The sequence below is a fragment of the Ilumatobacter fluminis genome (assembly GCF_004364865.1).
GTDB lineage: Bacteria > Actinomycetota > Acidimicrobiia > Acidimicrobiales > Ilumatobacteraceae > Ilumatobacter > Ilumatobacter fluminis.
Map to the genome: position 1 here is coordinate 352,192 of NZ_SOAU01000001.1, position 16,394 is coordinate 368,585.

The window sequence follows — 16,394 nt, forward strand, 5'->3', positions numbered from 1 at the left end:
CGACGTGCGGGTCTCGAATCGGGAATCCTCCCGATTCGAGTGGCCTTCGGTGGCATCTAGGTTCTCCGTCATGTCACAACGAGCGAGCCAGCCGGAGCCCGGGACGTCGTACGGCCATCAGCTGGTCGATGGCGTTTGGGTGGAGGTCACCCTCGATGAACGCCTCGACCTCGTCACGCCCGACGGCGACGCGATCGATCCGGAGACCCTCACCGACTTCGGTCGGTACGAGTTCACGGCGATCGTCGACGGCGAGCGTGTTCACGCGTACGAGTCGACGGCGCTCAGTGGCGCGAACCAGCGCGACACGATCGCCTACCGCACCGACGACGGTGTGCCGGTCGACCGTCTCGACGAACCGGCCGAGGTGCCGACCTACGCCTACACCGTGGTCACGGACGACGGGACCCTCGAACACCGCTACGGCGAGGCCGGTCACCTGACGCTGGATGACGCCGGCCTCCCGGTGAACGCAAGCGGAGCCATCGGGGCGTACGAGGTCTCGTTCCGTTCGTTCGCCGTGTACGAGGGGCAACCAGCTGTTGTCGCAATAGATGCCGACGGCGAGCCCATGCTGCTGACGCCGTCGGGTATGCCCGTCGACGTCGAGATCGATTGGTCGGCGGTCCGTTCGATCGATCCCGGACCGCTGCGCGGCGAGCCGGTCTCGATCGGCGACTACGCCTTCGACGCCAGGTCGGGCGACGTGGAGCGGGTGTATCTGTTCCGCGACGGCTCGCAGGCGATTCTGAACGATGCCGGCGAGTACGAGCGGGTCATCGTGCCGACCGACGCGGAGTATCCCGAGGGTCACGCTGTCTTCCAGGGACGGTTCTACGCCGGCGACGTGCGCGGCATCGACGGGTCGGGGTCGGGGTTCGCCGAGGTGTACGCCTACGCCGACGGACAGACGGCCACGATGGTCGACGGCGAACTCGTCCTCGTCGACATGGCCGTCGAGGTCGAGGTTCCCGCAGGCGTCCCGGTCGACTGCGGCCGTTTCCCCGGCGGTGATCTGTTCGTGTTCCCCGACGGGACCCAGCTCATTCGTGCGCTCGACGGCTCATGGGGGATCGGCACCCTGCCCGAGCTGCCGCCCTACGAGGAGTTGGTCGAGCGCTTCGGCGAGGTCGACGTCGCCGAGCCCGAACCGGTCGGCGATCTCGCCGATCTGCTGTTCGACGACATCACCGGCGGCGCATTCTTGCGATCGGACGGTGACGTCACCGACGACACCGACGACACCGACGAGGTGGACGAGGTCGAGGGCGCAGGTGGCGAGGTCGTCGTCGGGCGTTGGCTCGACGAGCCGACCGCACCGCCCGGTCGCCCGGGCTTCACCCCCATCGCGGAACCGATGGAGCCGGTGTTGATCGACCCGTTGGCCGACACCGACCTCGGCCTGGCGAACGGCCTGATCGACGACTCGGTGGACGGACTCGACGACCCGACCGACGGGTTCGCCGGCGACCCGGCTGCTGACGCATGAATCTCGACTCGGGGGAAGGTCACCGATGGAGGCGAGACGTCCCCGAGCCCGCCCGGGCCGCGAGCGTCAGCCGTTGCCGGCGGCGCGCTTGATCGCCTTGCGGATGCGGTGGTACGTGCCGCATCGGCAGTAGTTGTCGCTCATCGCCTCGTCGATGTCGTCGTCGCTCGGGTTCGGGTTGCGTTCGAGCAGCTTGACGGCGGTCATGATCTGGCCTGCCTGGCAATAGCCACACTGGGCGACGTCCTCGTCGATCCACGCCTGCTGCACCGGGTGCAGCACGTCGTCGACGGCCAACGCCTCGATGGTGGTGTAGCTCTGGCCGGCGGCCTCGCTCATCGGCACGATGCACGGGCGGACGAGTTCGCCGCCCTGGAAGCTCGTGCACGCACCGCACACGCCGACGCCGCATCCGTACTTCGGGCCGGTGATGCCGAGGCGGTCGCGGATCAGGTAGAGGAGGGCGTCGTCGTTCTCGGCGTCGATCGTGACGGGTGTTCCGTTGATGTCGAAGGTGATGTCGGGCATGGCTCAGGCCTCCTCGTAGAAGTCGCGCAGCGGGAATCGTCGGGGTTTGATCCCCGTGGCCCGGGCGAACGCATTGGCGATCGCAGCGGCCGCCGCAGGGACGACGAGTTCGCCGGCACCGCCCGGTCGGTCGCCGTTCGTCGGCATGAAGATCACCTCGATCTCGGGTGGCGTGTGCTTCATCTGGGCGATCTCGAAGTCGCCGTAGCTGCTCTCGCGGATGGCGCCGTTGTCGAGGTGCAGACCTGTTCGGAGGATGGTGGTGATCGCGTCGGTGGCGGCGCCGATCACCTGCGCCTCGAGTCCCTTCGGGTTCACGACCCGGTTCACGTCGACGGCGACCACCATCTTCGTGACCCGAGCGTCCTGCTGGGCGCTGGGTGACGTCTTGATCTCGGCCAGGACGGCGGCGCGCGACTTGTACTCGTTGTGGAGCCCGAGACCTTGCGCTGTTCGACGCGGCATCGACCGTCCCCATCCGCCCGCTTCGGCGACGGCCTGCAGCACGGCTTTCGAACGGTCGTCGTCGAGGGTGCGCATCCGGAATGCGTATTCGTCCTCGCCGAGTTCGCGGGCGAGTTCGTCGACGATCACCTCGTTGGCGACCACGGCGGTGCCGGAGTAGATCCCGCGCCACGACGAGGTGGCGACTGGGAACTCCTTTTCGTTGAGGAGCAGCGACGTCAGACCGAAGTCGTATTGGACGAGCTGGGTCGTGTGCCACAGCGTCTGGCTGAATCCGAACGCTCCCAGCTCGCCGGCGAACGCAGTGATCCCCTCACCGAACCCGTGGCGTGCGTCGAGCGCCGAGGTGGCGGCTCGGTGGTCGAACGTGAGCACCTTGCCCGGCCCGCCGAGCAGCCCGCCACGCCGGTACGTCGCCTGCACCTTGTGGATGCTGAGGGGGCGGGCCCGTCCGAACTTGGTGTCCTCCTGGCGGGTGAACATCAGCTTGATCGGTCGGCCGACGATGCTGGAGATGCGGGCCGATTCGACGGCGGCGTCGAAGAAGAGCCGTCGGCCGAACGAGCCGCCGCTCTTGACGACGTTGACCTCGACGTTCGTCGGCAGGAGCCCGAGGTCGCGGGCGATCTTGGCCTGTGCGGCGATCGGCGTCTTGGCGCCGGTCCACACCCGCGCCCTGCCACCCGACACGTCGGCGATCGCCGTCATCGTCTCGAGTGGGGCGTGTGCGACGTACGGGAAGATGAACTCGCCGGACACCGACTTCGTCAGGATCGGGATCGCCGGCAGCGTCGGCAGGTTGATCGCCCGCAGTTGTTCGATGATGTCGTCGTCGGAGAGGTGGTCGGCGGTGCCGCCGTTCCACTCGATCTGCAGCGCATCGCGGGCCTTGAATGCCTCGCCGAACGAGCGTGCCACGACGGCGACGCCGGACGACGCTCCCTCGACGTCGGTGGGCACCTCGCACGCGGCGACGACGCCGGGCATCGCCAAGGCGGCCGAGGCGTCGTACGAGCGGACCGTGCCGCCGAGCGTCGGGGGCCGGGCGACCACCGTCGGCAGGGCGTCGGGCACGACGTCGAGATCCATGGCGTACTGAACCCGACCGGTGACGATGTCGCGGGCATCGATCCGGTTCGTCGGCGAACCGATGACCCGATAGTGCGACGGGTCCTTCGGGACGGCGGTGCGTGCCAAGTCGTTGCGGCCTTCGACACCGTCCGACACGTCGGCGTAGCGAACCGAACGACCGTCGGGAGCTGACGCGATGCCGTTCGCGGTCGTGATCTGGTTCGGAGCGACGCCGAGCTGGGCCGCGGCCCCGTGCACGATCAGCGTGCGGAGGGCTGCGGTGACCTTGCGGAGCGGATCCCAGAGCGACGACACCGAGTGCGATCCGCCGGTGATCTGGCCGGTGGCCCGTCGGATCTCGGCGGGGGAGAGCGACACGTCGATCTGGTCGATCGCCACGTCCAGTTCCTCGGCGACGATCATGACGGACGCCGTCTCGATGCCCTGGCCGACCTCCATGCGCGGCAACTCGAACCGGATCCGGTTCTCGGGCGTGATGCGGATCAGGAAGTCGTAGTAGAACGGATCGCCCGAGAGCAGGAGCAGGTCGGTCAGGTCGACGACGTCGGCGAGCTCCGGGATGCCGAGGAGCTGCGCGGCCCGTCCCGACGGTGCGGCGCCAGTCGCCGAGTCACCGCTCGTCAACGTGTCGGCACCGTACGACAGCGCCACCGCGAGCGTCGATCCCTTGACGACGTAGCCGATGAAGCGCCGTCGATCGACGCCCGGTGCGTCGTCCTGGCCGGGTGGTGTCGCTGCAGACGACACCACAGGTGATTGCGAACTCATGAGTTCCCCTCTCTCGTCGAGTTGCCGGAGCATTCGGAACCGTTGCCGGCCCGGATTGGTCGATCTCGAAAAAATTTCGGGAACTCGCGAAACGGCTTCAGGTGGGGCGCGACTCGGGTTCGAGGAGGGCGATGTCGCCGGGCTCGATTTCGGGGAGCGCGTGCATGGCGGCGAGCAGATGGTCTCGCCACACATCGACGAGGCGCGACAGGAACGGCGAGTCGCCGGCGATGCGAGCGTGCTGCAGTTCGTGTGACCCGGTTCGGTAGATGCCCAGGTCGTACGGCGGCCCGACCGACAGGTTCGCCAACGCGGTGGCCGCCATCGACGACAGTGCGATCTTGCCGGCCGTCGCCATGTCGGCGTGCGACCGCACGGCGAGATCGAGCCACGCCTTGCCGTACTTCGTCTCGCCGATCTGGAGGAACGGCCGGTCGTCGGAGCAGCGGATGTAGTTGCCCTCGGGGTACACGAGCAGGATGTCGGGCGCCTCGTCGCCCACCTGCCCGCCGAGGATGAACGTGGCGTTGGCATTGGCGCCGAGTGTGGCGGCGTGGTTGCGTGCCACCTCACTGCTGAGTCGGCCGAGATACAGCGCTGCCTCGAACAGGTGATTCACCGTGTTCAGCGACTCGCCGCCGGCGGCGAGGTCACGGGTGATCCGGTCGAGCACCTCCTGCGTCGTCGCCAGGTTGCCGGCCGACTGGAGGACGAACAGACGGTCGTCACCGGGGCGGAAGACGTGCAGCTTGCGGTACGTGCTCACGTTGTCGACACCGGCGTTGGTGCGGGTGTCGGAGAGGAACAGGAGCCCCTCGTCGAGCCGCATGGCGAGGCAGTAGGTCATCGAATCGATCCGATCTCGAGCAGGTGGCGTGAGCGTATCCCTCGGCGGTCGCGCCGGGGACGGGCCGCTCTACGATGCCGGGATGGGTGATGCCGACGATCAGGTGGCCGAGGACCGTCGGCTGTGGTTCCGCGAGACCGTCCGGCGGCTGCACGACGACATCCGTGGCGTCGCTGAGGGTGCGCCGGCCGACTACATCCCCGAGTTGGCGAACGTCGAGCCCGACCGGTTCGCGATCGCCGCCGAGACGATCGAGGGCGATCACTTCAGCGTCGGCGACTGCGGCCACCGGTTCACGATCCAGTCGATCTCGAAGCTGCTGCTCTACGGACTCGCGCTCGAGACACACGGCCGTGACCACGTACTAGAACGGGTCGGCGTCGCCCCGACCGGCGACAGCTTCAACGCCATCACGCTCGACGAGCACGGGAACCGTGCGCCGAACCCGATGGTGAACGCCGGCGCGATCGCCGTCACCGACCTCGTCGAAGGCGACGGCTTGCACGAACGGGTCGCGACGGTGCGCCGCATGTACGAGCAGTACCTCGGTCACCAGCCCGAGCCCGACCGTGCCGTCTGGGAGTCGGAGCAGGCGACCGGCCATCGCAATCGGGCGATCGCCTACCTGATGCTCAGCCGCGGCATCATCGCCGACCGGGTCGAGGAGACGCTCGACCTGTACTTCGCTCAGTGCTCGGTGCTCGTGACCACCGACGACCTGGCGGCGATCGGGGCGACGATCGCCAACCACGGCGTCAACCCGCGCACCGGCGAACAGGTCGTCCGGCCCGACGTGGCCCGCGACATGCTCACCGTGGCGCTCACGTGCGGTATGTACGACTACGCGGGCGAGTGGGCCTTCACCGTCGGGATCCCCGCGAAGAGCGGTGTGGGTGGTGGCATCCTCGGCATCATCCCCGATGTCGGCGGCATGGCCACCTTCTCGCCGCGCCTCGACAGCCACGGCAACAGTATCCGCGGCGTGCGCGTATTCGAAGAACTGTCCGACCGGTTCGCGCTCCACCTGTTCGACCCCGACCGCCCCTGGACCCGAACCAGCTGACGACACGCTCCCGAGATGGGCGACCGGTCGTCATCTGGTCGCAACGTTCCTCCGCCTGAGGCGTCAACCGAGCGGGCCGAGGTCGATGTCGTCGGGGACCATCGGATCCCAGCTGGCGTTCGCTGCGGTGTCGCCGGGTGGTCCGCCGTGCTTGCGGAAGAACGCCTCGGTCAGCCAGGCGCGCATCTCGTCGTCGATCTCGTCGGGGTCGTGCAGGCTGAACGTGTGGCTGAACACGCCGCCGTAGTCGTTGATCTTGAGCGACACACGGTCGGACGTGAGACGGCGGGGCAGCTGCACCGTCAACGCCGCCCACTTCCGTTTCGACGTGAGCATGGCGAACATCGAATCGTGCTTGTACATGATCCCGGCTCGCACGGGATCGACGATCAGTTCGCCGTCGAGGGCCGAGACGTGGGCGAGGACCCGTTCGTGGATCGGCGCCGTGACGGGGTGTGCGTCGACCAGATACTCCTCGACCGATAGGCCCGGGTTGCACATGTGCGAGCGGCCGGCGGTGCCGAACGTCCGGCCGCAGTCGGGACACTCCCATGTCGCCATGACCGCCACGATACGTCGCCGGGTGATCGGTAGAGTCGGGGCGTGCCGACGCCGCCGGATCAGCGGGAGCCAGATCACGCCGGCGACGCCCCGGTCTGGACCGAACTCACCGACGACCCCGTCGACGCGCCCGCAGCACCGGAGCCGAGCGCCGACCCGAGTCTCGGCATCCTCCGCAAACGCCGCCGGCGCTGGTGGCACCGGCACCTCGACAGCGAGGAACGCAAGCGGGTCATGGCCGAACTCGCGATCCGTCGGGAAGATCACTGGGTCTATCGCTTCTCGGTGATGCTCACGCTGTCGGTCGTCGTCGCCGTGATGGGACTGTCGGCCGACTCGCCGGCGGTCGTCATCGGCGCCATGCTGCTCGCCCCGCTGATGCAGCCGGTGCTCGGGATCGCGGCGTGCATCTCGATGGCCCTGTTCAAGAACGCGATGCGGGCGCTGATGGCCGTCGTGCTCGCGACGGCGTGGTCGGTCGCACTGTCGTATGTCCTCGCAGCGATCTTCGTGAACGGTGAACTGCCCGACGAGGTGCAGAGTCGAACGGCGCCCGACATCCGCGACCTCGTCGTGGCGCTCGGCGCCGGCGCCGCCGGCGCGTACGCGACGGTGCGGAAGGACGTCTCGTCGTCACTGCCCGGCGTGGCGGTCGCGGTCGCCCTCGTGCCGCCGCTCGGGGTGCTCGGGATCACCCTCCAGGCGGGCAACGCCACCTTCGCGTGGGGTGCGCTGCTGCTGTACGTCACCAACCTCTGTGCGATCGTGCTCGCCGGCGTGCTCGTGTTCGTCGCAACCGGGTTCGTGCCACCCCGCCGCCTGGCGAACACCTTCCGGCACTCCGCGGCCGTCTCGGCGATGGTCGCCGTCGTCGTCGTGGCCGTGGCACTACCCCTCTACGGGGCGTCGACCGCCGCCGTCGAGGCATCGGAACGCGAAGTGGAGGCGCTCGACATCGTGTCGGTGTGGCTCGGGCAGACCGACCGGCGGGCCGCCCCCCAGGTCACGTTCGACGAGGAACGCATCACCGTGACGGTGCGCAGCTTCGACTCCCCGCCCGACCCGGAACCGCTCATCACAGCGCTGCAGGCGTCGTTCGGTGCCGACCGGGTCGTGTCGATCGAATGGGACCGGGTCGATCAGGCGACCACGACCACCGTCGCCCCCGAGACCACCGTCGTCGTCAGCGACGAGGAGCTCCTCGAGGCGCAGGTCACCGCGATCGTCGGCCAGTGGCTCACCGATCTCGGGCCCGAAGCGAACGGCCGGATCGACGTGTTGACCATCACCGACAACGTGATCCGTCTCGACGCGAGCGGCACGATCGCAGCGCCGGAGCTCGCGTCGCTCACGGAAGCGCTCGACGAACAGCTCGATCAGACCTTCGAGGTGCAGCTGACCTGGCTCGAACGACAGAACGTCGCCGACGCCGAGCCGCCGGCTCCCGACGAGGTGATCGCCGGTCAGATCAACAGCGTCGCCACCGCCTGGGCAGCGACCGTCGACGTCACCGTCGTCTCCACCGACTGGGACGGTGAGGTCGCCACCATCCAGGTTGCCGGTCCGGAGATCCCGGATGCGACCGATCTGGTCGACGACCTGACCGAACTCGTCGGCAACGACGACGCCATCCAGGTCCTCTTCGTCGAGCAACTCGACATCACCGAGACCACGACGACCACCACGACCACCACGACCACGACGACGACCACCACGACGGTCCCGCCGACCACGACGACGTCATCGACGTCGCCCGGCCCGGGCTGAACTCAGTCCGGTCGGTCGACGACGGCGGCGTCCGGCACCAGGGTGCGCTGGAGCCACTGGAACATCCGCCACCCGGTGTCCTCGGTCGCGAGCGTCGACGCTGCGATGCGGGCGGCTTCGTCGCTGATCGCCTTGCCGTCGGGCGCCTTGACGTGCACCTCGGCGACCCGCTCGGCCATCACGAACCAGCCGACTGCCGACTCGACCGACGAGCCGACGGTGAGCAGGCCGTGGTTGCGCAGGATCGCAAGCTTGTTCTCGCCGAGGGCGGCTGCGATGCGCTTACCGCCGTCGTACGAGAGCACCTCGACCTCCTCGTCGTCGAACATCGCCTGGTCGAACACGAACGCGCACGACTCCTGACTGATGGCCCGGAAGGGCTCGACGTTCGCGGCCCACGGTGTGCCGAACTGGGTATGCGTGTGCGCCGCCGCCACGGCGTCGGGCCGCGCTGCGAGGATCGGACTGTGGATGTTGTAGCCGGCGGTGTTGACCGCCCCCGTCGGTTCGAAGGCGTGGTTCTTCACCGAACCGTCGGGGCCGACGAGTACGAGCGACTCGACCGTCGCTGCGTTGAACGGCACGCCCCAGTCGAGCAACCAGAAGTGATCGGTCAGCTCCGGATCTCGGGCGGAGATATGGCCGTCACCGAGCTGCCCCCACCGCATCGCCGCGAAGATGCGATACCCGATCGCGCACATGCGCTTGCGATGGAGGCGCTCCTCGTGGACCGAACGGTCCGCGCCGTCGTCGGTGTCGGGGAAGGGCGGGTAGACGCTCACGTCGACAGTCTGACAAACGAGCGTGTCATGCGAACAGCGGCGCCAGCGCGGCGGTGTCGAGATACTCCTCGACCCGGGTGATGGCGCCGTCCTCGTCGAACTGCATCACGATGCAGGCGTCGGGTGTGGCCTCCACGCCGTCGCCGCGGCGCAGGATCACGTGGTGCTGCTCGACGACGGTCCGGGCCTCGGGAGCGACGACGCGACGGACGTTCGAGTACGAGTACTCGATGCCCGAGCTGGTCAACCCGTCGACCATCGCGAGCAGGCCGGCGAGGTCGGTGTCGTGGCCGTTCTGTGCGAACACCGTGTCGGGCGAGCACAGGTTGGCCAGCGCGTCCCAGGCGTGAGCCGCCGAGTACTGGAAGAACCGGGCACAACGTGCGTCGAGTTCGGCGGCGTCGATGGTCGTGGTGTCGTCCCCCATGGCTCCATTGAACGCCGACGTCCACGCCCCGGCAAGAGCCGGAGCGGCGAACGGGCCATTGGTCCCTAGCCCCGATGTTCGGGGTCGGGCACACTGATCTCGACAACACAGATCCACGAGGTGCCCATCGGGGACACAGACCCAGCGGCGACACGATCGCACGACCTGGCTCCTGGTCCCGAAACCGATTCCGAGTTGTACGGATCACACCTCGTGGATCTGTCGCGTACCGGCACCGCGACGAGCGAGCCGGCGGTCGTCGAGGCTCAGCCGGCTCGCTCGTAGTCGGCCGCAACCGTGAACGCCGCGATCGTCGCTCCCTCGACTGCCTCCTCGAGCGCACGGCCGTCGAGGCCTGGCTCCAGACCGAGGTCGCTGTCGAGCGCGAACAGGGTGAACTCGTAGCCGTGCGGACCGTCACCCTCCGGCGGGCACGGGCCGAACCATTCCTCGGTCGGGATGTCGTTGGCGCCGTAGGTGAAGGCGTCGTTGCCGTCGGTGATCTCGCCGGCGTCGCCCGGGATGCCGTAGACGACCCAGTGCACGAACGGTTCGGGCGTCGGAGCGTCGGGGTCGTCGACCAGCAGCGCGAGTTGCACCGTGCCGTCGGGTACCGACTCGACGGTGAGGATCGGCGCGTTGTTGTCGCCGTCGAACGTGAACTCGGTCGGGATCGTGCCGCCGTCGTCGATGTCGGCGATCGTGAACTCGAGTTCGTTCGCCGGGGGCGCCGTCGTCGACGGTGCTGTGGTGGGCGGTGCTGTGGTGGGCGGTGCGGTCGTGTCGGGCGGTGCGGTGGTGGCCGGCGCGGCGGTGGTCGCCGGCCCCGTGGTGGGTGGTGCGGTCGTGCCCGGAACCGTGGTGCCGGGCGCAGTCGTGGACGGGGCGACGGTGGTCTCGGCGGGCACGGTCGTGTCGGCCGTCTCGTCGTCGTCACCGTTCAGCGCGAACACGACGACGGCGACGCCCAGGACGAGCCCGAGCACCGCGACGATCGCCACGGTTCGGCCCGTGCTGCTCGACGATTCGGGTTCCGGATTCGGCGTCTCGGTCATGCGACGACCTTAGGTCGGCTCACGCTCCGATCAGTCGAGCGGCTGGAGGTCGTCGAGGATCCAGGGGAGGAGCTCGCCGACGGTCGGGTGCACCATCACTGCCTTGCGGAACAGGCGGTACGACTGCTTCGCCAGCATGAACGGGGCGAACATGTTGATGATCTCGTCGCCGCCCACGCCGAGGACGGCGACGCCCAGGAACTCTTCGGTGTCGGCGTCGACCAGGATCTTGATGAGGCCGGCCGTTTCGTCCTTCTCCTTGGCCCGTGCGATCTCCGACATCGGTCGCGTCGCCATCAACACGTTGCGCCCGCTCTCGCGTGCCTCGCGCTCGCTCATGCCGATCCGCCCGAGCGGCGGGTCGATGTACATCGCGTAGATCGGGATGCGGTCGGAGAGTCGGCGGTCGCCGGCCTCGGCGTAGTGGTCCCAGAACGTCTCGCCGTCGTTGACCGACGTGTGGGTGAACGCCCCCTCGCCGTTGACGTCGCCGAGTGCGTAGATGTGGTCGACGTTGGTCCGCAGCACGTCGTCGACCTGGATGTAGCCGCGCTCGTTCGTCTCGACGCCGGCTGCGTCGAGGTTCAGAGCACGAGTGTTCGGCACCCGACCGACGGCGAGGAGGAGGTGGCTGCCGACGATCGTCTCGGCGCCGTCGCCGCCGTCGAAGGTGACCTCGATCCGGCCCTGCTCCGGTTGAGCGACCGACTGGACCTCGGCCCCGGTGCGCACGTCGATGCCACCGGACGTCAGGATCTCTTCCGCGGCTGCGGCGATGTCGCCGTCTTCGCGCGGCATGAGCTGTGAGGCCGCCTCGATGATGGTGACAGCGCTCCCGAGCCGGCGGAAGATCTGGCCGAACTCCATGCCGATGTAGCTGCCACCGACGATGACCAAATGGTCGGGCACGGCGTCGAGTTCGAGCAGGCCGGCGTTGTCGAGCCAGTCGACGTCATCGATGCCGTCGATCGGCACCTTCAGCGCGCTGGTGCCGGTGTGGACGACGATCGTGTCGCCGGAGATGACTCGGTCGCCGACCTGCACCTCGTGGTCGGAGACGAAGTGGGCGTACTCGGCGAAGAAGTCGACGCCGTCCATCGTCCGGAGCCACTCGGTCATGCCGGAGTTGTCGCGCATCGCGTTCATGCGCTTCATGACCGTCGCCATGTCGATCGAGTACTCGGGGATCGCGACACCGAAGTCGGGCCCGCGCTGCGCCATGTGTGCGGCCCGCGCGCTGGCGACCATCGTCTTGGTCGGCGTACAGCCGAAGTTCACGCACGAGCCGCCGACCTCGCCGCCCTCGATCAGGGCGACGCGCTTGCCGGCACCCGTCAGCCGGGGAACCACCGTCCCGGTCGCCTGTCCGGTCCCGATCCAGATCACGTCGTAGTCAGCCATGGGGTTCGTCTTCTCTCGTCGTTCGTCGTGTGTGCGACCACGGGAAGCCCGTTCGTCTGCGCGGTATTCCCGGTGGAGCGGCGGATCAATCGAACTGCCAGGAACGATGGTTGCGTTGAGCGATCGTTGAGCGGGCTGTCGGAACATGTCTCGAACGTGCTCGCCGGGCGGCGGTGGGCCCCGCACACAGGAGCAGACATCGTGAACAAGCATCGTGGATCGGCCGTCGTCGTCTGTTTCGTGCTCGCTGCGTGTGGTTCGGGCGATGACGGCGACGGCCTCTCTGCAGCGTCCGATACAGCGCCCGTCACCGCGACGGCTCCGGCATCTGTCGCTGGCTCGAACGACGCCGACAGTGACAGCGTCGCTGACGTCGCACCGTCCGAGAACGGCGTCGCAACGGCCGCAACCGATGTGCAGGATGAGACATCGAGTGGGTCTTCCACCGCATCGTCCTACGACCCCGTCGATCTCGAGCCCGGTACCGCCGTTGTGTCGGTCGACGGCAACGAGTACCGCTTCGAACGAGGTGACGGCACGTTCGACGTCTGTGAGCTCAACCCGGATTTCGAGCTCGGCGAGGCCGAGATGGATCTCGTCGGCGGCCCGGAGGAGGGTTCGCCTCACCTCGACTTCCACTACGGCCCGGACAAGCAGGTCATGGTCGTGGCGTTCCTACCCGACACGGCGTACATCGTCGGCAAGGGCGAAGAGACCGATCCGTACTTCCAGCAGTTCGGCGTGGTCCCGCCGAGGATGGATCCGATCGAGGTCGGCGACGGTATGGCGTCGGGGATCACGCGCATGGTCGACGGCATCGCAGGCGACGATGTCGAGGCGACCTTCGCCATTCGTTGCCGCTGACCCAGGTCGAATCGCTCGGATCGAACCCGCACTCGGTGCGGACCGCCGCTTGGTCAGCGGCGCGGCACCACTTCGGCGCCCGGTTCCTCGGGCTCGTCGTCGACCATCTCGGCGGGGAAGCCCTGGCCCAGGACGTCGAGGCCGGTGGCGTCCTCGAGACGGCGGATGATGTTCGGCGACCATTCACGGTCGCCGTAGCGGGCGGCGCCGTCCTGGAACACCCGGATCAGTTCCGGGTTGAGATCGAGCGGCACGTCGTGCCGGTCGGCCACGGTCTGGAACAGTCCGATGTCCTTCAGCACGAGGTCCATCGTGAAGCTGATGTCGCGCGATCCGTTGAGGATCACCTGGCTCTCGGTTTCGTGCACGAACGAGTTGCCGCTCGAGATCCGGATCGCCTCGTACGTCGTGTTGAGGTCCATCCCGGCAGCGGCCGCCGTCGTGAGGGCCTCGGTGATGGCGACGAGGTTCGCCGTCGCGAGATAGTTCGTCACGACCTTGAGGACCGACGCCGTGCCGAGCGGCCCGGTGTGGAGCACCCGTCGTCCGAGCACGGTGAGCAGCGGCAGGATCCGCTCGAACGTGTCGCGGTCGCACCCGGCGAAGATCGAGATGTTGCCGGTATCGGCACGATGGCATCCACCCGACACGGGGCAGTCGACGGGGTGCGCTCCCGCTGCTTCCACGAGGGCGCCGAGGCGCCGGATCTCGGCCTCGTCGGTGGTCGACATCTCCATCCACACGGTGCCGGGCCGGATGCCGGCGAGGACGCCGTCGTCAGCCTCCATCACGGCGGCGCTGGTGGCGGGCGACGGGAGACACGTGACGATGACGTCGACGGCCGCCGCCAACTCGGCCGGTGAGTCGGCCCAGGTGGCGCCGCCGGTCAAGAATGCGGTTGCGGCGTTCCGGTCGAGGTCGCGGACGGTGAGTGCAGCACCGTTGCGGAGCAGCGATCCGGCGAGCTTGCCGCCGACGTTGCCGAGACCGATGAACCCCACCGTCGGCAACCCGCTCACCAGTCACCTCGTCGACGGTCGGGCGAGCACGGGTTCACGGGCGCGACGCAGCACGCGCCGAGATGAAGCGGGGGCATGCCGAGATCATCGCGCACCGCGACTCGCCCAACGCGATGAAGGCGTGAACAGTGTGCGCACCCGGTGCGCAAACCGTTCACGCCTTCGCTCGGGACCGACAACATGCTCGTTCTGATTGCGGACGGAATGTGTCCGCATGGGTTCGTACGGTGGCAGCCGTCCAACCAACCCATGCAGAAAGAGGACACCTCATGTTCCACCCCTCCGACTTCCCCGAGCCCACGATGGTGCCGGTCAACGGCATCGAACTGGAGGTGTTCGAGGCCGGCGCCGAGCACGCCGGCCGACCGATCGTGCTGTTGCACGGCTGGCCCGAACACGCCTTCTCGTGGCGGCACCAGATCCCGGCACTCGTGGAGGCCGGCTACCACGTCATCGTCCCGAACCAGCGCGGCTACGGCAACTCGTCGGTGCCGGCCGATGTCGGGGCCTACGACATCGAGCACCTCGCCGGTGACCTCGTCGGTCTGCTCGACCATTACGGCTACGACGACGCCACGTTCATCGGACACGACTGGGGAGCGATGGTCGTGTGGTGGATGACGCTGCTGCATCCGCAGCGGGTGAAGCAGATCGTCGCGCTCAGCATGGCCTACATGGACCGCGGTGATCAGCCGTGGGTCGAGGCGATGGAACAGATGCTCGGCAGCGACTTCTACTTCGTCGACTTCAACCGCCGACCGGGTGTCGCCGACGCCGTCCTCGACGACAACCCGAGTCGGTTCCTCGGCAACCTGTTCCGTCAGAACGTGCCGCTCGCTCCGCCCGAGCCGGGCAACGCCATGGTGAACCTCGCCACCTCCGACACGGCACCGGGTGACCCGATCATGAGTGACGACGAACTCGACGTGTTCGTGCGGGCGTTCGAGACGTCGGGCTTCGGCGGTGGCATCAACTGGTATCGCAACGTCGATCGCAACTGGCACCTGCTCGCCGACGCCGATCCGATCATCCGCCAGCCGGCACTGATGATCACCGGCACCCGCGACATGGTGGCCGGCAACCCCCGCCTCACCGAGTTCGTCCCCCACGTGACGGAGGCCGCGCTCGACTGCGGTCACTGGATCATGGACGAACAGCCCGACGCCACCAACCACCTCATCCTCACCTGGCTCACCTCGACCAATGCGTGAAGGCCAATGCGTGAACAAACTGCGGAACAGTTCCGCAGTTTGTTCACGCCTTCGCCAACCCCGGGCCGGTCGGGGCGGGAGTCAGAGGGCGGTGCGCCAGGGGTTCATGTCGAGGCCCGGGTAGCGGGCGCCCATGGCATCGACCGTGGCGGCGTTCCAGTACGGATGGCCGGGGCGGGGGATGCCGAACAGCGCCAGGTCCTCGGGCGTCTTGCCCTGCACGAAGTCGGCGAACAGCGGGTTGCCGCCGAGACGGCCGAAGGCGTCGTAGCTGAACCAGTCGGCAGAGGCCGGCCGGAATCCGATCACGAGCACCGCCCGTGACGCGTCCGGTCGGGTGAAGTCGGAGCCGCGGTGCCACACGTCGGAGCGGTAGGCGAGCAGGGTGCCGCGGGCGCCGGTGGCGGCGATCTCGTGGTCGTACATGTCGTCGGGCGACCCGGTCGATCGGCTGCGCGGCACGAGCCGTGGCGGAGCGCAACCGTCGTCGACATCGGTCAGGAACAGGAACGTCTCCATGTGCCAGAAGCCCGGCTCCATGCGCGGCGGCAGGAGCGAATGGTTGCCGTCCTGGTGGAGGGGTTGTTCGTAGTTGACCGCCCCCGCCCACTTGGCCCACGAGGCTGCCTGGTAGATCCGCACGTCATCGTCGCCCAGGGCGCGTCCGGCGAAGGCTGCGATCCGCGGGTGGACGAAGAGGTCGTTCAGCCGGGGGCAGCCCGGCATCGGGAAGCCCCGCATGCCGTCGAACTGGGTGGCCCGGAACCGCTTGCCCGTCGGATCACCGTCGCCGAACTTGCTGGCCTGGTTGTAATCGTCGAAGGTGTCGCCGCCGTACAGGGCTTCGAGTTCGGGCGTCGCCGCATCGATGTCACCGACGGGAACGAGGCCGTCGACGATCGCGAACCCTTCCTCCCGCCACTGCTGCGCCGCCGCATCGAGTTCATCGCCCACGCCGACACTCTCCCACGTGCCGTGCTGCCTCGTTCATGTCGGTCTCAGCTCCGTCACCTGAACTGAGCGCGACATGAACGGGGTGGGCCCGCTGCGGCTGG

At 68.1% G+C, this 16,394-nt stretch carries 15 protein-coding genes; 5 read left to right on the forward strand and 10 right to left on the reverse strand.

Annotated features, from left to right (window positions below):
* Nucleotides 1-70: 70 nt before the first annotated feature.
* Nucleotides 71-1,489, forward strand: a complete 1,419-nt coding sequence (locus tag BDK89_RS01495; protein WP_133867269.1) for a hypothetical protein — start codon at nucleotides 71-73, stop codon at nucleotides 1,487-1,489.
* A gap of 66 nt (nucleotides 1,490-1,555) precedes the next feature.
* Here BDK89_RS01495 and BDK89_RS01500 read toward each other — a convergent pair whose 3' ends face one another.
* The 3 genes from BDK89_RS01500 to BDK89_RS01510 all read right to left on the reverse strand — a co-directional run bounded on the left by BDK89_RS01500 (nucleotide 1,556) and on the right by BDK89_RS01510 (nucleotide 5,189).
* The gene (locus BDK89_RS01500) at nucleotides 1,556-2,017 is read right to left on the reverse strand and encodes a (2Fe-2S)-binding protein (RefSeq protein ID WP_133867270.1); all 462 of its coding nucleotides are present in this window, start codon (nucleotides 2,015-2,017) and stop codon (nucleotides 1,556-1,558) included.
* A gap of 3 nt (nucleotides 2,018-2,020) precedes the next feature.
* On the reverse strand, nucleotides 2,021-4,342 hold the full coding sequence (locus BDK89_RS01505; RefSeq protein WP_208293920.1) for a molybdopterin cofactor-binding domain-containing protein: 2,322 nt from the start codon (nucleotides 4,340-4,342) through the stop codon (nucleotides 2,021-2,023).
* Nucleotides 4,343-4,439: 97 nt separating this feature from the next.
* Nucleotides 4,440-5,189 carry a proteasome-type protease gene (locus BDK89_RS01510; RefSeq protein ID WP_133867272.1) on the reverse strand — a complete coding sequence of 250 codons (750 nt, stop codon included), beginning with the start codon at nucleotides 5,187-5,189 and terminating at the stop codon, nucleotides 4,440-4,442.
* A gap of 82 nt (nucleotides 5,190-5,271) precedes the next feature.
* Here BDK89_RS01510 and glsA point away from each other — a divergent pair, with 82 nt between their 5' ends.
* Nucleotides 5,272-6,252 carry a glutaminase A gene (glsA, locus tag BDK89_RS01515; RefSeq protein ID WP_133867273.1) on the forward strand — a complete coding sequence of 327 codons (981 nt, stop codon included), beginning with the start codon at nucleotides 5,272-5,274 and terminating at the stop codon, nucleotides 6,250-6,252.
* A gap of 63 nt (nucleotides 6,253-6,315) precedes the next feature.
* On the opposite strand, the gene BDK89_RS01520 is transcribed toward glsA, so the two are convergent.
* Nucleotides 6,316-6,813, reverse strand: a complete 498-nt coding sequence (locus BDK89_RS01520) for a DUF5655 domain-containing protein (protein ID WP_133867274.1) — start codon at nucleotides 6,811-6,813, stop codon at nucleotides 6,316-6,318.
* Between the two features lie 42 nt (nucleotides 6,814-6,855).
* Here BDK89_RS01520 and BDK89_RS01525 point away from each other — a divergent pair, with 42 nt between their 5' ends.
* Nucleotides 6,856-8,580 carry a TIGR00341 family protein gene (locus tag BDK89_RS01525; RefSeq protein WP_133867275.1) on the forward strand — a complete coding sequence of 575 codons (1,725 nt, stop codon included), beginning with the start codon at nucleotides 6,856-6,858 and terminating at the stop codon, nucleotides 8,578-8,580.
* Between the two features lie 2 nt (nucleotides 8,581-8,582).
* Here BDK89_RS01525 and BDK89_RS01530 read toward each other — a convergent pair whose 3' ends face one another.
* The 4 genes from BDK89_RS01530 to BDK89_RS01545 all read right to left on the reverse strand — a co-directional run bounded on the left by BDK89_RS01530 (nucleotide 8,583) and on the right by BDK89_RS01545 (nucleotide 12,245).
* Nucleotides 8,583-9,362 carry a class II aldolase/adducin family protein gene (locus tag BDK89_RS01530; RefSeq protein ID WP_243839068.1) on the reverse strand — a complete coding sequence of 260 codons (780 nt, stop codon included), beginning with the start codon at nucleotides 9,360-9,362 and terminating at the stop codon, nucleotides 8,583-8,585.
* 25 nt (nucleotides 9,363-9,387) lie between these two features.
* Entirely contained in the window at nucleotides 9,388-9,789 is a 402-nt protein-coding gene (locus BDK89_RS01535) for a nuclear transport factor 2 family protein (RefSeq protein WP_133867276.1), read from the reverse strand.
* A 266-nt stretch (nucleotides 9,790-10,055) separates the two neighbouring features.
* Complete coding sequence (locus BDK89_RS01540) at nucleotides 10,056-10,844, reverse strand: YbhB/YbcL family Raf kinase inhibitor-like protein (protein WP_133867277.1); 789 nt, start codon at nucleotides 10,842-10,844, stop codon at nucleotides 10,056-10,058.
* 30 nt (nucleotides 10,845-10,874) lie between these two features.
* On the reverse strand, nucleotides 10,875-12,245 hold the full coding sequence (locus BDK89_RS01545; RefSeq protein ID WP_133867278.1) for a mercuric reductase: 1,371 nt from the start codon (nucleotides 12,243-12,245) through the stop codon (nucleotides 10,875-10,877).
* Between the two features lie 201 nt (nucleotides 12,246-12,446).
* On the opposite strand from BDK89_RS01545, the gene BDK89_RS01550 reads away from it, so the two are divergent.
* Nucleotides 12,447-13,109, forward strand: a complete 663-nt coding sequence (locus tag BDK89_RS01550) for a hypothetical protein (RefSeq protein WP_133867279.1) — start codon at nucleotides 12,447-12,449, stop codon at nucleotides 13,107-13,109.
* Nucleotides 13,110-13,162: 53 nt separating this feature from the next.
* Here BDK89_RS01550 and BDK89_RS01555 read toward each other — a convergent pair whose 3' ends face one another.
* Nucleotides 13,163-14,119, reverse strand: coding sequence for an NAD(P)-dependent oxidoreductase (locus tag BDK89_RS01555; RefSeq protein WP_133870933.1), 957 nt, complete (start codon nucleotides 14,117-14,119; stop codon nucleotides 13,163-13,165).
* A gap of 278 nt (nucleotides 14,120-14,397) precedes the next feature.
* Here BDK89_RS01555 and BDK89_RS01560 point away from each other — a divergent pair, with 278 nt between their 5' ends.
* The gene (locus BDK89_RS01560) at nucleotides 14,398-15,339 is read left to right on the forward strand and encodes an alpha/beta fold hydrolase (RefSeq protein ID WP_133867280.1); all 942 of its coding nucleotides are present in this window, start codon (nucleotides 14,398-14,400) and stop codon (nucleotides 15,337-15,339) included.
* Nucleotides 15,340-15,420: 81 nt separating this feature from the next.
* On the opposite strand, the gene BDK89_RS01565 is transcribed toward BDK89_RS01560, so the two are convergent.
* Nucleotides 15,421-16,293: a phytanoyl-CoA dioxygenase family protein gene (locus tag BDK89_RS01565; protein WP_133867281.1), complete on the reverse strand. Its 873-nt coding sequence runs from the start codon at nucleotides 16,291-16,293 to the stop codon at nucleotides 15,421-15,423.
* Between the last annotated feature and the right edge of the window lie 101 nt (nucleotides 16,294-16,394).

Coding starts and splice junctions, on each gene's coding strand:
- BDK89_RS01495 (WP_133867269.1), top strand. CDS start 71: ATGTCACAACGAGCGAGCCAGCCGGAGCCCGGGACGTCGTACGGCCAT.
- BDK89_RS01500 (WP_133867270.1), bottom strand. CDS start 2,017: ATGCCCGACATCACCTTCGACATCAACGGAACACCCGTCACGATCGAC.
- BDK89_RS01505 (WP_208293920.1), bottom strand. CDS start 4,342: ATGAGTTCGCAATCACCTGTGGTGTCGTCTGCAGCGACACCACCCGGC.
- BDK89_RS01510 (WP_133867272.1), bottom strand. CDS start 5,189: ATGACCTACTGCCTCGCCATGCGGCTCGACGAGGGGCTCCTGTTCCTC.
- glsA (WP_133867273.1), top strand. CDS start 5,272: ATGGGTGATGCCGACGATCAGGTGGCCGAGGACCGTCGGCTGTGGTTC.
- BDK89_RS01520 (WP_133867274.1), bottom strand. CDS start 6,813: ATGGCGACATGGGAGTGTCCCGACTGCGGCCGGACGTTCGGCACCGCC.
- BDK89_RS01535 (WP_133867276.1), bottom strand. CDS start 9,789: ATGGGGGACGACACCACGACCATCGACGCCGCCGAACTCGACGCACGT.
- BDK89_RS01540 (WP_133867277.1), bottom strand. CDS start 10,844: ATGACCGAGACGCCGAATCCGGAACCCGAATCGTCGAGCAGCACGGGC.
- BDK89_RS01545 (WP_133867278.1), bottom strand. CDS start 12,245: ATGGCTGACTACGACGTGATCTGGATCGGGACCGGACAGGCGACCGGG.
- BDK89_RS01560 (WP_133867280.1), top strand. CDS start 14,398: ATGTTCCACCCCTCCGACTTCCCCGAGCCCACGATGGTGCCGGTCAAC.